The 14534-nt window shown below is 62.2% G+C and carries 11 protein-coding genes; 8 read left to right on the top strand and 3 right to left on the bottom strand.

Annotated elements, in window-relative coordinates; all coding sequences use genetic code 11:
• Positions 1-19: 19 nt before the first annotated feature.
• From TU82_RS04650 to TU82_RS04635, 4 genes are read left to right on the top strand one after another with little or no spacing between them, the layout of a single operon-like run.
• Positions 20-1045: an ABC transporter substrate-binding protein gene (locus TU82_RS04650; protein WP_057721960.1), complete on the top strand. Its 1026-nt coding sequence runs from the start codon at positions 20-22 to the stop codon at positions 1043-1045.
• On the top strand, positions 1030-1953 hold the full coding sequence (locus tag TU82_RS04645) for an ABC transporter permease (RefSeq protein ID WP_420892996.1): 924 nt from the start codon (positions 1030-1032) through the stop codon (positions 1951-1953). The genes TU82_RS04650 and TU82_RS04645 overlap by 16 nt, the downstream gene beginning before the upstream one ends.
• Positions 1954-1959: 6 nt before the next feature.
• The gene (locus TU82_RS04640; RefSeq protein WP_057721958.1) at positions 1960-2769 is read left to right on the top strand and encodes an ABC transporter permease; all 810 of its coding nucleotides are present in this window, start codon (positions 1960-1962) and stop codon (positions 2767-2769) included.
• Between the two features lie 17 nt (positions 2770-2786).
• A complete protein-coding gene (locus tag TU82_RS04635) occupies positions 2787-3938 on the top strand; it encodes an ABC transporter ATP-binding protein (protein WP_057721957.1) in 1152 nt (383 codons plus the stop codon).
• Positions 3939-4224: 286 nt separating this feature from the next.
• On the opposite strand, the gene TU82_RS04630 is transcribed toward TU82_RS04635, so the two are convergent.
• Complete coding sequence (locus TU82_RS04630; RefSeq protein WP_057721956.1) at positions 4225-5631, bottom strand: purine-cytosine permease family protein; 1407 nt, start codon at positions 5629-5631, stop codon at positions 4225-4227.
• A 318-nt stretch (positions 5632-5949) separates the two neighbouring features.
• On the opposite strand from TU82_RS04630, the gene TU82_RS04625 reads away from it, so the two are divergent.
• Both TU82_RS04625 and TU82_RS04620 read left to right on the top strand, forming a co-directional pair.
• Positions 5950-6435 carry a flavin reductase family protein gene (locus TU82_RS04625; RefSeq protein WP_057721955.1) on the top strand — a complete coding sequence of 162 codons (486 nt, stop codon included), beginning with the start codon at positions 5950-5952 and terminating at the stop codon, positions 6433-6435.
• A gap of 55 nt (positions 6436-6490) precedes the next feature.
• Entirely contained in the window at positions 6491-7534 is a 1044-nt protein-coding gene (locus TU82_RS04620) for an LLM class flavin-dependent oxidoreductase (protein ID WP_057721954.1), read from the top strand.
• 51 nt (positions 7535-7585) lie between these two features.
• On the opposite strand, the gene TU82_RS04615 is transcribed toward TU82_RS04620, so the two are convergent.
• Positions 7586-8887: an Nramp family divalent metal transporter gene (locus TU82_RS04615; RefSeq protein ID WP_057721953.1), complete on the bottom strand. Its 1302-nt coding sequence runs from the start codon at positions 8885-8887 to the stop codon at positions 7586-7588.
• Between the two features lie 415 nt (positions 8888-9302).
• On the opposite strand from TU82_RS04615, the gene TU82_RS04610 reads away from it, so the two are divergent.
• Complete coding sequence (locus TU82_RS04610) at positions 9303-11711, top strand: glucose/quinate/shikimate family membrane-bound PQQ-dependent dehydrogenase (protein WP_057721952.1); 2409 nt, start codon at positions 9303-9305, stop codon at positions 11709-11711.
• Positions 11712-11806: 95 nt separating this feature from the next.
• Here the strand turns inward: TU82_RS04610 and TU82_RS04605 are convergent, their stop codons facing one another.
• Positions 11807-12982 carry a XylR family transcriptional regulator gene (locus tag TU82_RS04605; RefSeq protein ID WP_057721951.1) on the bottom strand — a complete coding sequence of 392 codons (1176 nt, stop codon included), beginning with the start codon at positions 12980-12982 and terminating at the stop codon, positions 11807-11809.
• 139 nt (positions 12983-13121) lie between these two features.
• Here TU82_RS04605 and xylA point away from each other — a divergent pair, with 139 nt between their 5' ends.
• Positions 13122-14438: a xylose isomerase gene (gene xylA, locus TU82_RS04600; protein ID WP_057721950.1), complete on the top strand. Its 1317-nt coding sequence runs from the start codon at positions 13122-13124 to the stop codon at positions 14436-14438.
• Positions 14439-14534 lie beyond the last annotated feature (96 nt).

Genomic DNA, 14534 nt, shown 5'->3' with positions numbered 1-14534 from the left:
CAACAATGAGGGCGTAAACATGGTGTTGAACAAAGGTGCAACCGCGGCGCTGTTCGCGGGTCTGTTGAGCGTGGCCAGCCACGCGGCCATGGCAGCCGAAAGCGTGAATTTCGTCAGCTGGGGCGGCAGCACTCAGGATGCGCAGAAGCAGGCGTGGGCCGATCCTTTCAGCAAGGCCAGCGGCATCACCGTGGTCCAGGACGGCCCCACCGACTACGGCAAACTCAAGGCCATGGTCGAAAGCGGCAACGTGCAGTGGGACGTGGTGGATGTCGAAGCCGACTTCGCCCTGCGCGCCGCCGCCGAAGGCCTGCTCGAGCCCCTCGATTTCTCGGTGATCCAGCGCGACAAGATCGACCCGCGTTTCGTCTCCGACCATGGCGTCGGTTCGTTCTTCTTCTCCTTCGTGCTCGGCTATAACGAAGGCAAGCTCGGCGCCGGCAAACCGCAGGACTGGAGCGCCTTGTTCGACACCAAGACCTACCCCGGCAAACGCGCCCTCTATAAATGGCCAAGCCCAGGCGTACTGGAACTGGCGCTGCTGGCCGACGGTGTTGCAGCCGACAAGCTCTACCCCCTGGACCTGGACCGCGCCTTCAAGAAACTCGACACCATCAAGAAAGACATCGTCTGGTGGGGCGGCGGCGCGCAGTCGCAACAGTTGCTGGCCTCCGGCGAAGTGAGCATGGGCCAGTTCTGGAACGGCCGCATTCACGCCTTGCAGGAAGATGGCGCGCCGGTGGGCGTGAGCTGGAAGCAGAACCTGGTGATGGCCGACATCCTCGTCGTCCCTAAAGGCACCAAGAACAAAGCCGCCGCGATGAAGTTCCTGGCCAATGCCAGCAGCGCCAAGGGCCAGGCGGATTTCTCCAACCTGACCGCCTATGCCCCGGTGAACATCGACAGCGTGCAGCGCCTGGATTCGGTGTTGGCGCCCAACCTGCCGACGGCGTATGCCAAGGACCAGATCACCCTCGATTTCGCCTACTGGGCCAAGAACGGTCCCGCCATTGCGACACGGTGGAATGAATGGCTAGTCAAATGAAAATGACGGCAACCACGCCGGCCGCGGGCGCCCTCGGCGGTGCCGTTGGCGCCAGGGCCGGGGCGCCATCCCTGGGGCAGCGTTGGCGCGGGTCGAGCAACCTGATCCCGGCGTTGCTGTTCCTCGGCCTGTTCTTCCTGGCGCCGCTGATCGGCCTGCTGCTGCGCGGCGTGCTGGAGCCGGTGCCGGGCCTGGGCAACTACGAACAGCTGTTCGCCAACTCGGCGTATGCGCGGGTGCTGCTCAATACCTTTTCGGTGGCCGGCCTGGTGACGCTGTTCAGTCTGCTGCTGGGCTTTCCGCTGGCCTGGGCGATTACCCTGGTGCCGCGCGGCTGGGGCCGCTGGATCCTGAATATCGTGCTGTTGTCGATGTGGACCAGCCTGCTCGCCCGCACCTATTCCTGGCTGGTATTGCTGCAAGCCTCGGGCGTGATCAACAAGGCGCTGATGGCCATGGGCATCATCGATCAACCGCTGGAAATGGTGCATAACCTCACCGGCGTGGTGATCGGCATGAGCTACATCATGATTCCGTTCATCGTGTTGCCGCTGCAGGCGACCATGCAGGCCATCGACCCGATGATCCTGCAGGCCGGTTCCATCTGTGGGGCCAGCCCCTGGACCAACTTCTTCCGGGTGTTCCTGCCGCTGTGCCGGCCGGGGTTGTTTTCCGGCGGGTTGATGGTGTTCGTGATGTCCCTCGGTTACTACGTTACCCCGGCCCTGCTGGGCGGTGCGCAGAACATGATGCTGCCCGAGTTCATCATTCAGCAGGTGCAATCATTCCTCAATTGGGGCCTGGCCAGTGCCGGTGCGGCGTTGCTGATTTTGATTACGCTGGTGCTGTTCTACTTCTACCTGAAGCTGCAGCCGGAATCCCCGGTTGGCGCCAGCAACGCGAGGTAAGCCGTCATGCTCCTGACCCCCAACGCCATGAGCCGCAGGATGCGCCTGGGCCTCTACACCACCACCGGTTTGATCGGCCTGTTCCTGCTGTTGCCGATCGTGTTTATCGTGCTGCTGTCGTTCGGCTCGTCGCAATGGCTGGTGTTCCCGCCACCGGGCTGGACATTGAAATGGTACGGCCAGTTCTTCTCCAACCCCGACTGGATGAACGCGGCAATGGCCAGCCTCAAGGTGGCGGTGCTGACCACGATCTTCGCCGTCGCGCTGGGGCTGCCGACGGCCTTTGCCCTGGTGCGCGGGCGCTTCCCCGGCCGCGAGCTGCTCTACGGCCTGTTCACCCTGCCGATGATCGTGCCGCTGGTGATCATCGCCGTGGCGGTGTACGCGCTGTTCCTCAAGCTCGGCTACACCGGCACGATGTTCGCCTTTGTGGTCAGCCATGTGATTGTCGCGCTGCCGTTCACCATCATCTCGATCATCAACTCGCTGAAGCTGTTCGACCAGTCGATTGAAGACGCCGCGGTGATCTGCGGTGCCTCGCGCTTGCAGGCGGTGTTCAAGGTGACCTTCCCGGCGATTCGCCCAGGCATGGTGGCCGGTGCGCTGTTCGCCTTTCTTGTCTCCTGGGACGAAGTGGTGCTCAGCGTGATGATGGCCAGCCCGACCCTGCAAACCCTTCCCGTCAAAATGTGGACCACCCTACGCCAGGACCTGACGCCTGTGATCGCCGTCGCCTCGACGTTGCTGATCGGCCTCTCGGTGCTGGTCATGGTGATTGCCGCCGCCCTTCGTAGGCGCACTGAAACCAGCGCCTAAGCGCCCAGGAGTAGAACATGAGTGCAGTGATCCAAGATGTGCGCAACCCTGGCCAACCCCTGGTCAGCCTGCGCAACCTGAACAAGTACTACGGCGACTTTGCCGCCGTGGACGACATCTCCCTGGACATCAAGGACGGCGAGTTCCTCACGTTCCTCGGTTCCAGCGGCTCGGGCAAAAGCACCACCCTGTCGATGCTCGCCGGTTTCGAAACGCCGAGCAGCGGCGAGATCCTGGTCAGCGGCCAATCCCTGGTCAACGTGCCGCCGCACAAGCGCGACATTGGCATGGTGTTCCAGCGCTACTCGCTGTTCCCGCATTTGTCGGTGCGCGACAACATCGCCTTCCCCCTGGCCATCCGCAAACTGGCCGGCGCCGAACGCGAGAAACGCGTCGACGCCATGCTCAAGCTGGTACAGCTTGAGCAATTTGCGCATCGCCGCCCTTCGCAACTCTCCGGCGGCCAGCAACAACGCGTCGCCATCGCCCGCGCGCTGGTGTACGAGCCGCGCATCCTGCTGATGGACGAACCCCTGGGCGCCCTCGACAAGAAACTGCGTGAAGACCTGCAGGACGAACTGCGCCAGTTGCATCGGCGCCTGGGCATCACCATCGTCTACGTGACCCACGACCAGGAAGAAGCCATGCGCCTGTCCCAGCGCATCGCGATTTTCAGCCACGGCAAGATTGTCGGCCTGGGCAGCGGTTTCGACCTGTACCAGAACCCGCCGAACGCGTTCGTGGCGTCGTTCCTCGGCAACTCAAACTTCCTCAAGCTCAAGGCCCAGGGCAATGCGGCGGCGTCGTTCGAAGGCCAGTCGCTGTCGATCCGCCTGACCAGCGGGCTGCACACCGAGCAGGATGTATTGCTGATGGTGCGCCCGGAAAAGGCCTTGGCGCTGAGCGTCGAACAGGCTGCAGAGCAACCGTTGGCGGCGGGCTGGAATGAGGTCTCGGCGATTGTCGGCGAGGTGCTGTTTCTGGGCGAGAGCCAGACCTGCGCGGTGAAGACCCTGGGCGGTACGTCGATGACGGTCAAGGCGCTCTCGGCGGCGGGCATGCCGCTCAAGGCCGGCGACCCGGTGCGGGTGCGCTGGGCCACGGCGGATGCATGTGTGTATACGCAGTGGACGGAGAGTGATTTGAACAAGGCGGCCGGAGCGCACTGACACCTGACGAATGCATCACCTTCGGGTCGCTACGACGTCGGGTCGTAGCGGCCTTTTTTTGTTTTTATCGAGGATACAAAAATGCCCGGCACTGGCCGTAATGCCGTTCAGTTAAGGCCTTTTGTAGGAGCGAGCTTGCTCGCGAAAAACGCACAGGCGTCGCGTTCATTCAGGAAGCACGCGTTAATGTTGACGTTTTTCGCGAGCAAGCTCGCTCCTACAGAGGGCGATATACGCTTAACTGAACAGCATTACGGCACTGGCCGGGCACTTGAGCCAATTGGGTCTAGTCGGTGTAACCCAGCTTCACCGCCCTGACCTTCTGCGCCTGCCCACGCGTCGCCAGGCAGTAATACAACGGACACGTCACCACCAACCCCACCAGCCACGACAAATCCGCGCCTTCCACCAGGTTGGCCCACGGCCCCACGTACAACGACGTATTGGCAAACGGCAGTTGCACGATAATCCCGATGAAATACGCGACGATCGCATGCAGGTTGAACCGCCCATACACCCCGCCATCCGCCTGGAAAATCGAGGCAATGTCATACACCCCGCGCTTGATGAGGTAGAAATCGATCAGGTTGATCGACGCCCACGGCACCAGCACCAGCAGCAGCGCGAGGATCAGCCCGATGAATTGCGCGATGAAGTCCGCCGACGCACCCAGCGCCACCAAGCAGCAGCCGGCGAGGATCACGCCTGACAGCACCACGCGCACCTTGATGCTGGGGGTCCAGCGGCTGGCGAAGGTCTGGATCGAGGTGATGATCGAGAGCACCGCGCCGTACAGGTTCAGGGCGTTGTGGCTGATGATATTGAGCAAAAACAGCACCATCAGGACCGGCCCCAGCGCGCCGGTGGCTTGTTTGACCGCGACCATGGCTTCGGTGCCTTCCGGTGTGGCCAGGGCCGCCACCAGGCCGAAGGCGAACGACAGGATGGTGCCCAGCGTCGCGCCCAGGTAGGTGGCGATAAACGGCCGGGTGATGCCGATGTCCGCCGGCAGGTAGCGCGAATAGTCGCTGGTGTAGGGCGAGAAGCTGATCTGCCAGATCACCCCCAGCGACACTGTGGCCAGCCAGCCGGCGGCGTTGAAGCCGCCACGGGTGAGGAAGTCCGCTGGCAGGTCATGGGCAAAGATGTAGGCAAAACCGGCGAGCAACGCGCTGCCCATCACCCAGGTGCCGATGCGGTTCAAGGTATGGATAAAGCGGTAACCGATCACGCCGATGGCCGTCGCGCTGAGGGCGCCGATCAGGATGCTCGCCGGCACCGGCATCGAGGGCACGATACCGACGATGGATTTGCCGGCCAGCACGATATTGGAAATGAAAAAACCGATGTAGATCAGCGCCGCGAAAAACACGATCAGCAGCGCGCCGTAGCGCCCGAACTGACCGCGGCTCTGCACCATCTGCGGGATGCCCATGCGCGGGCCCTGGGCCGAGGCAAGGGCAATCACCACACCGCCCAGCAGATGCCCGAGGGCAATCGCCAACAGCCCCCACATCAGGTTGAGGTGAAACACCTGGGCCACCATCGCGCCGGTGACGATGGGCAGCGGCGCGATATTGGTGCTGAACCACAACGTGAACAGGTCGCGGGCCTTCCCGTGGCGCTCTGCGAGGGGGACGTAATCGACCGTGTGATGCTCGATCAGGGGGTCTTGCCGGGACATCTGAGGCATAGGAATAACTCGCGTTTGTCTGATCTTATAGTTGTTTGACGCCAACCGAGGAGAGCGCCATGGCCGCCCCTCAGATGAACACCATATTATGGTATTCCAAGCTTTTAACAAGACTGATCCGCTGTTTCAGCCCGTCCCTGATCCGAAAATTGCGACTCGATAAAGCCCGCTATCAGGGTAAAAATCCCCGTAGCAGAGGGTCTTGGCGGGTTCTGGGCACGTTTATCGCCCGCTCAAAAAAGCCCTTGCAACTCCTGTATTACGGTATACCATCAGACCTACAAATTTAAGAAAATCGCTCATACCAGAGGACCATCCATGATTGATGCCGCCATCTACAAACAAGTGATGGGCTCGTTTCCGTCCGGGGTCACCGTAATCACCACGCTCGATGACGACGGGCAAATCGTCGGCCTCACCGCCAGCGCGTTCAGCTCGCTGTCCATGGACCCGGCCCTGGTGCTCTTCTGCCCCAACTACAGCTCCGACTCCTACCCCGTGCTGATCAGGAACAAGCGCTTCGCCATCCATGTGCTGTCCGGCGGGCAGCAAAGCGAAGCCTACGCCTTTGCGCGCAAAGGCAAGGACAAGGCCCAGGGCATCGAGTGGACCCTGAGTGCATTGGGCAATCCGATCCTGGCCAACGCCACGGCGGTCATCGAATGCGAGTTGTGGCGCGAATACGAAGGCGGCGACCACGCCATCATGGTGGGCTCGGTCAAGAACCTGATCGTGCCTGCGCAGCCGAACGGGCCCCTGGTGTATTGCCACGGCAAGATGGGTACCCTGCCGGTGCCTGCCTGATACCCCGCTGAACCCGTTTTTTGCGGAAAACAACAATAGATCCGAGGTACGCGTCATGAAATTTTCGCTGTTCGTACACATGGAACGCTGGGATGAAAGCGTCAGCCACCGTCAGTTGTTCGAAGACTTGACCGAACTGACCCTGATGGCCGAAGCCGGTGGTTTCAGCACCGTGTGGATTGGCGAACACCACGCGATGGAATACACCATATCGCCAAGCCCGATGCCGCTGCTGGCTTACCTCGCGGCCAAGACCACCACTATCCACCTGGGCGCCGGCACCATCATCGCGCCGTTCTGGCACCCGTTGCGGGTGGCGGGCGAATGCGCGTTGCTCGACGTGATCAGCAACGGGCGCATGGAAGTGGGCCTGGCCCGTGGCGCTTACCAGATCGAATTCGACCGCATGGCCGGCGGCATGCCAGCCTCCAGCGGCGGCCAGGCCCTGCGTGAGATGGTGCCGGTGGTGCGCGCCCTGTGGAAAGGCGACTACGCCCACGACGGCGATATCTGGAAATTCCCCACCTCCACCAGCGTGCCCAAGCCAATCCAGCAGCCCAGCCCACCGATGTGGATCGCCGCCCGCGACCCCGACTCGCACAATTTCGCAGTCGCCAATGGCTGCAACGTAATGGTCACGCCGCTGATGAAGGGCGACGAAGAAGTCCTGGACCTCAAGAACAAGTTCCAGGCCGCCCTGGACAACAACCCTGGCGTGCCGCGCCCGCAACTGATGGTGCTGCGTCACACCCATGTGCACGCCGCCGATGACCCGCAAGGCTGGGAAGTCGGGGCCAGGGCGATCTCGAAGTTCTATCGCACCTTCGACGCCTGGTTCGGCAACAAGAGCGTGCCGGTCAACGGCTTCCTTGAGCCAAGCCCGGAAGAGAAGTTCGCCGCACGCCCGGAATTCGAACTGGAAAGCCTGCACAAAACCGCGATGATCGGCACCGCAGAAGAAATCATCCCGCGCATCCGCTACTACCAGGAACTGGGCGTGGATGAGTTCAGCTTCTGGTGCGACAACAGCCTGCCCCATGCCGAGAAGAAGAAGTCTTTGGCACTGTTTATCGAACAGGTAGTGCCGGCGTTTCGTTGATCGCCCGCAGGCGTCGCATCAAGCCGATGCGACGCCTGCACGACCGGGTGATCAGTTGAACAGCTCGACGCCCAACTGGAACGCGACCCACAACGCCAGCCCCGTGGCGAAGAGCAACGCAATGTTCTCGAACAGGTTATTGCGGTACTCCTTGCCGAGCAGCGACTTTTGGTTGGACATGATCAGCAAGCCGAGGGAAATCACCGGCAGGCCAATGATGTTCAACGCGCTGACGCCGATGGTCAGGGTGACGAAGTCCGGCATGCCCGGCAGCGACCAGATCAGGGGTGTCACCAGGATGAACAGCATGAACCACTTGTGCATCGGGTCATGGTGGAACTCTTTGCCGTAGCGTTCCCGGCGTCCGGGGCGCACGTGCTGGAACGCATCGGTGATCAGCATCGGAAAGGCCGTGGTCTTGCCCGAGATGCTGGCGAACAGCGTGGCGAACACACCGATAAAGAAGATGTACCAGCCGATCGGGCCGAAGAAGAGTTCCAGCGCCTTGCCCAGATCGCCCAGGGTCTTCACTTCAATGCCGTTGGGCCGCAGGATCTCGGCGCCGACTATCCAGATCGCCAGGTTGATCACGATGCCGACAAACACCGCAAACAACAGGTCGTTACGCTGGATACGCTTGTGCTGCGGGCCGATCCAGCCCTTCTGGCGCATCACATAGGGGTGCACGAAGTTGGCGATCGAGCCCGCCACCGCGCCGATTACCGACACCGCCACCAGCAACGCCCCGTGCACGCCCTCATCCGGCGGAATGCTGAAACCGATCGTGCCTCTGACAATGCCCGCCATGTCCGGCCCGGACATCACCGCCAAGGCAATGAACGCCAGGGTCATGATCGCCAGCAGGCCCTTCATCACGCCTTCAATCATCGAATAGATATTGCGTCCCACCAGCAGCCACACCGCCAGCACCACGGCCACCGAGCACAGCAGCGCATAGTCGGTCTTGAACAGCATGGCCAGCGCTTCACCCGCGCCCTTGATCATGTAGGCATTCATCAAATGCCCCATCAGCAGCGCATACACCAGCAGGAACCAGGCGAAAAACGGGTTCAACTGGGCATAGCCCTGAAGGATGGTCATGCCCTGGTTATTGCACAGCTGGAACCGCGCAATGATGTTGACGATCAGGTACCTGAGCAGCAGCGATACGGCGAGCACCCACATCATGGCGTAGCCGTAGTTGGCGCCGGCAACGGAGGAGGTAATCAGATCGCCTGCGCCCAGCCAGGACAGTACCGCGATAACGCCGGGGCCGAGCAGCTTTAGAAGTCGTACGACATGGCCGGGCGCAGGCGCCGCAGCCTTGCCTTCGACGGAAGGAAAACCGGTCATAGGGGAGAGTCTCCGTTATTTTTTTTGTGAGAGCGCTGATAGTCGAACACAGTTGATACGACGTCGTACAACCACAAAAGCGGGTTAATTATTAATAAATGTTTCATGCCGCGCCGGCTGTCCGCGATGCGCTGAAATCATCGCCCTGCGACAAAATGTACTAACCAGTTACTTATATTGCTAAAATCACGGCCTTGCCCTAATGCCAGTCAGTTAGCGCCGATCCCTGTGGGAGGGGCGGTGCGACGATTCGACTTGCCCCCGATAGCGGTGGGTCAACCAACATCAGTGTTTGCTGGGCCGACGTCATCGGGGGCAAGCCCCCTCCCACAGGGGATCTTCGCTGCTTTAAGCATTTCGTTCGCTTAACTGACTGGCATTAGGCCTTGCCCTCTCTCACTCGAGTCCTTTCGACATGAAACGAGCATCGCGCGCCGCTGGCGTCTCTAAAATCCTACTCCTGGGCCTGGGCGTGATCATCGCCCTGCTCGGCCTTGCGCTCGCCGTCGGCGGCGCCAAACTGATCAGCCTGGGAGGTTCCTGGTACTTCCTGATCGGTGGCGTGGCCATGGTCATTGCCGGGCTGCTGATTGCCCGGCGCAACCCGGCGGGGGCCTGGCTGTTCGCCGCGTTCCTGGTCGGCACGGCCGTATGGGCCGTCGCGGACGTGGGCCTGGTGTACTGGCCGCTGTTCTCGCGCCTGTTCATGTTTGCGGTGATCGGTATCGTGGTCGCGCTGGTGTATCCGCTGCTGGTCGGCAAACCGGCGCGTGCTGCGTACGGCGTCGCCGTCGTGCTGGCGCTGGGCGTGGCGGTGGCGGCGGGCAATATGTTCGTCGCTCACCCTAGCGTCGCGCCGACCGGAGCCGGCCCCGGCATCACCCCGGTGGCTGCGGCCGATGCCCAGAAAGACTGGGCGCACTACGGCAACACCGAAGGCGGCAGCCGCTTCGCCGCGCTGGACCAGATCAATCGCGACAACATCGACAAGCTCAAGGTCGCCTGGACCTACCACACCGGTGACGTGGCGATAAGCGACGGCAACGGTGCCGAGGACCAGCTGACGCCCCTGCAGATCGGCAACAAAGTGTTCATCTGCACCCCGCACAACAACCTCATCGCGCTCGACGCCGACACGGGCAAGGAACTGTGGAAGAACCAGGTCAACGCCCAATCGGCGGTTTGGCAGCGTTGCCGTGGCATGGCGTATTTCGACGCCACTGCGCCGATTGCCCAGCCGACCCAACAAGGCAGCTCGCCGATCCTTGCCGCCAGCGTTCCTGCCGGTGCGCAATGCCAGCGTCGCCTGCTGACCAACACCATCGATGCGCGCCTGATCGCCGTGGATGCCGACACCGGCCAATTCTGCGAAGACTTCGGCACCCACGGCCAGGTGGATTTGAAGGCCGGCCTGGGGAATGTGCCGGACAGTTACTACCAACTGTCCTCGGCGCCGCTGATTGCCGGTACCACCGTTGTGGTGGGCGGTCGCGTCGCGGACAACGTGCAAACCGATATGCCCGGCGGCGTGATCCGTGGTTTCGATGTGATCAGCGGCCAGATGCGCTGGGCCTTCGACCCCGGCAACCCTGAAGACAGACAAGCGCCGGCCGATGGCGGCACCTACGTGCGCAGCACCCCGAACAGCTGGGCGCCGATGTCCTACGACCCGCTGATGAACACGGTCTTCCTGCCAATGGGCAGCTCGTCCACCGACATCTATGGCGTGGAGCGTACCCGGCTCAATCATAAATACGGTGCTTCGGTACTGGCGCTGGACGCCTCCACCGGTGCAGAGAAATGGGTGTACCAGACGGTCCACAATGACCTGTGGGACTTCGATCTGCCGATGCAGCCCAGCCTGATCGATTTCACCCCGCCGGGCAGCGCCAAGGCGGTGCCCGCCGTGGTGATCGGCACCAAGGCCGGGCAGCTCTATGTACTCGACCGCGCCACCGGCAAGCCGTTGACCGACGTGCAGGAAGTGCCGGTCAAAGCCGCGAACATTCCCAACGAGCCGTACTCCCCTACCCAGCCCAAATCCCTGGGCATGCCGCAGATCGGCGCGCAAACCCTGACCGAATCGGACATGTGGGGCGCCACGCCGTATGACCAATTGCTGTGCCGCATCGACTTCAAGGGCATGCGCTACGACGGCCTGTACACCGCGCCGGGCACCGATAAATCCCTGAGCTTCCCGGGTTCCCTGGGCGGCATGAACTGGGGCAGTATTTCCACCGACCCGGTGCACGGTTTTATCTTCGTCAACGACATGCGCCTGGGCCTGTGGATCCAGATGGTGCCGTCGCAGAACAAGGCCCTGGCCGCCTCCGGTGGCGAAGCGCTGAACACCGGCATGGGCGCCGTGCCGCTCAAGGGCACGCCGTATGCGGTGAACAAGAACCGCTTCCTGTCGGTGGCCGGCATTCCGTGCCAGGCGCCGCCGTTCGGCACCTTGACCGCCATCGACATGAAGACGCAAAAAATCGCCTGGCAAGTGCCGGTGGGCACCGTCGAAGACACCGGCCCTCTGGGCATCCGCATGCACCTGCCGATCAAGGTGGGCCTTCCGACCCTCGGCGGTACGCTGTCGACCCAAGGTGGCCTGATCTTTATCGCCGGCACCCAGGACTTCTACCTGCGCGCCTTCAACAGCGGCAACGGTGATGAAATCTGGAAAGCCCGCCTGCCGGTCGGCAGCCAGGGCGGCCCGATGACCTACGTATCACCGAAAACCGGCAAGCAGTACATCGTCGTCACCGCCGGCGGTGCGCGCCAGTCCAGCGACCGTGGCGACTACGTGATCGCCTACGCCCTGCCGTAACAACCCCTTGTCAGCGCGGTGCGCCCGCACCGCGCTTTTGTGCCTGGAAAATCCCGCATGAACCCTGCTGCTCATACGTCCCTTGGGCGCCTGCTCTAGGCCGCGCCCTGCTGGTACTGCCTGGGCGTACACCCGAACTCGCGGCGAAACACCGTGTGCAGGTATTGCGCCGAGGTGAACCCGCAGGTCTGCGCAATATCGGCAATCGCAAGGGCCTGGTTTTCCAGGCCCTTGGCGGCGGCGGCAAGTTTGAAGCGCAGGATCTCGTCATGCACGCTGCAGCCGCGCACCTTGCGAAAGTGCGACTCCAACGATGAACGCGACACCCCGACATACGCCGCCACCTGGGCGGTCTTGATGCCCTGGCAGGCGTACTGGCGGATAAACAGCAGCGCCTGCATCACATAAGGGTTGCCCAACGGTTGATGCAGGCTGGAGGCCTGCACGTTGATCGCGTCCGGCGGCACCAGCACCTGCGTGCCGGCACAGGGCTTGCCATGCAACATCTGGTGCAGCAGCGCGGCGGCGGTGCGGCCCATGGTTTCGGTGCCCTGGATCACCGAACTGAGCGGCACCCGCGTCAGCGTGCGGGTCAGCGGGTCGTTGTCGATGCCGATCAACGCCACCTCTTCCGGCACCGCAATGCCCGCTGTCAGGCAGGCCTGCAACAGCTGCCGGGCACGGGCGTCGGTCACCGCGATAATGCCGATGGGCTTGGGCAGGCTGTGCAGCCAGGCAATCTGCTGCTCTACCGCGCTGTCCCACAACGGCGCGCTGGTCCCCAGGCCGCGATAGATCTCCACCTGCAAACCATCGCGCTGCATCAACCCGCGAAACGCCTTCTCACGCTCCTGGGCCCAGCGATTGGCCTGGGCTTCGGGCAGGCTGAAACAGGCAAACCGCGTCAACCCCGCCTCGATCAGGTGCTCGTAGGCCAGCTTCATCAGGGCATGGTTATCGGTCGCCACATAGGGAATGCCCTTGGGGTACAGGCTGACGTCCGCATACGACCCGCCCACCGCCACCACCGGTATTCGACTGCCGGCCAACGCCTCGCCGATCAGCGGGTCGTCGAAGTCGGCAATGATCCCGTCGCCCTGCCAACGCTCGATGCCGCGCAGGCGACAGAGAAAATCCTCCTCCAGGAACAAATCCCAGGACGCGCGGGTGCTGCTCAGGTAATTGCCGATGCCGGCGATGATGCCACGGTCGTAGATTTTGCTGCCGTTGAAGAGCAAGGCGATGCGGTGCACGGGCGGTAGGGTTTTCATTGTTTTTGTCCTGGGGCCGGTTGAGACAGGTTAGACCCGACTGCACAAAATCGCACCACCCCTTGGTGATTTTCATAATCAGCAGCCCCGGTGCCATTGCTAGTATCCAGACACCGCCAAGAACAATAAGGAAAACGCCATGCCGTACTTCCCCGGTGTCGAGCAGGTTCGCTTCGAAGGCCCTGCCAGCGACGCTCCCCTCGCCTTTCGTCACTACGACGCCAACAAGCTGATCCTCGGCAAGCCCATGCGCGAGCACCTGCGCATGGCCGCCTGTTACTGGCACACCTTTGTGTGGCCGGGGGCGGATATGTTTGGGGTGGGCACCTTCAAGCGTCCGTGGCAGCGCAGCGGCGATCCGATGGAGTTGGCCATCGGCAAGGCGGAGGCGGCCTTTGAGTTTTTCTCCAAGCTGGGTATCGACTACTACAGTTTTCACGACACCGACGTGGCGCCCGAAGGCAGTTCGCTCAAGGAGTACCGCAACCACTTTGCGCAGATGGTCGATCACCTGGAGCGTCATCAGGAACAGACCGGCATCAAGCTGCTGTGGGGCACCGCCAATTGCTTCAGCAACCCGCGTTTTGCCGCCGGCGCCGCGAGCAACCCCGACCCTGAGGTGTTCGCCTACGCCGCTGCCCAGGTGTTCAGCGCGATGAACGCCACGCTGCGGCTCAAGGGTTCCAACTATGTGCTGTGGGGTGGCCGCGAAGGCTATGAAACCCTGCTCAACACCGACCTCAAGCGCGAACGTGAACAGCTCGGCCGGTTCATGCGCATGGTGGTGGAGCACAAGCACAAGATCGGCTTTACCGGCGACCTGCTGATCGAGCCCAAGCCCCAGGAGCCGACCAAGCACCAGTACGATTACGACAGCGCCACGGTGTTCGGCTTCCTCCATGAGTACGGCCTGGAGCACGAGATCAAGGTCAATATCGAGGCCAACCATGCGACGCTGGCCGGGCACAGCTTTCACCATGAGATTGCCACCGCCGTGTCCCTGGGGATCTTCGGCAGCATCGACGCCAACCGTGGCGACCCGCAGAACGGCTGGGACACCGACCAGTTCCCCAACAGCGTCGAGGAAATGACCCTGGCCACCTATGAAATCCTAAAGGCCGGCGGATTCAGGAACGGCGGCTACAATTTCGATTCCAAGGTGCGCCGCCAGAGCCTGGACGATGTGGACCTGTTTCACGGCCACGTCGCGGCGATGGATGTGTTGGCCCTGGCCCTGGAACGCGCGGCCGCCATGGTGCAGAACGACCGGCTGCAACAGTTCAAGGACCAGCGCTACGCCGGCTGGCAGCAGCCGCTGGGCAAAGCCGTACTGGCAGGCGAGTTCAGCCTGCAATCCCTGGCCGAGCATGCGTTTGCCAACGAACTGGACCCGCAGGCCGTGAGCGGTCGGCAGGAGATGCTGGAAGGTATCGTGAATCGGTTTATCTACACCTGACGCCCCTCTGTAGGAGCGAGCTTGCTCGCGAAGAACGCCAGAACGACACGGTTAACCCGGTGTCTCGCGTTATCGTTGACGTTCTTCGCGAGCAAG

Source organism: Pseudomonas orientalis (genome assembly GCF_001439815.1).
In the GTDB taxonomy this organism is placed as follows: Bacteria; Pseudomonadota; Gammaproteobacteria; order Pseudomonadales; family Pseudomonadaceae; genus Aquipseudomonas; species Aquipseudomonas orientalis.
This window is presented reverse-complemented; position numbering and strand designations above follow the sequence as displayed.

Excerpts from the sequence above, each read along its gene's own strand:
- TU82_RS04650 (WP_057721960.1), top strand. The coding sequence starts at position 20 with ATGGTGTTGAACAAAGGTGCAACCGCGGCGCTGTTCGCGGGTCTGTTG.
- TU82_RS04645 (WP_420892996.1), top strand. The coding sequence starts at position 1,030 with ATGGCTAGTCAAATGAAAATGACGGCAACCACGCCGGCCGCGGGCGCC.
- TU82_RS04640 (WP_057721958.1), top strand. The coding sequence starts at position 1,960 with ATGCTCCTGACCCCCAACGCCATGAGCCGCAGGATGCGCCTGGGCCTC.
- TU82_RS04635 (WP_057721957.1), top strand. The coding sequence starts at position 2,787 with ATGAGTGCAGTGATCCAAGATGTGCGCAACCCTGGCCAACCCCTGGTC.
- TU82_RS04630 (WP_057721956.1), bottom strand. The coding sequence starts at position 5,631 with ATGCCTCAGATGTCCCGGCAAGACCCCCTGATCGAGCATCACACGGTC.
- TU82_RS04625 (WP_057721955.1), top strand. The coding sequence starts at position 5,950 with ATGATTGATGCCGCCATCTACAAACAAGTGATGGGCTCGTTTCCGTCC.
- TU82_RS04620 (WP_057721954.1), top strand. The coding sequence starts at position 6,491 with ATGAAATTTTCGCTGTTCGTACACATGGAACGCTGGGATGAAAGCGTC.
- TU82_RS04615 (WP_057721953.1), bottom strand. The coding sequence starts at position 8,887 with ATGACCGGTTTTCCTTCCGTCGAAGGCAAGGCTGCGGCGCCTGCGCCC.
- TU82_RS04610 (WP_057721952.1), top strand. The coding sequence starts at position 9,303 with ATGAAACGAGCATCGCGCGCCGCTGGCGTCTCTAAAATCCTACTCCTG.
- TU82_RS04605 (WP_057721951.1), bottom strand. The coding sequence starts at position 12,982 with ATGAAAACCCTACCGCCCGTGCACCGCATCGCCTTGCTCTTCAACGGC.
- xylA (WP_057721950.1), top strand. The coding sequence starts at position 13,122 with ATGCCGTACTTCCCCGGTGTCGAGCAGGTTCGCTTCGAAGGCCCTGCC.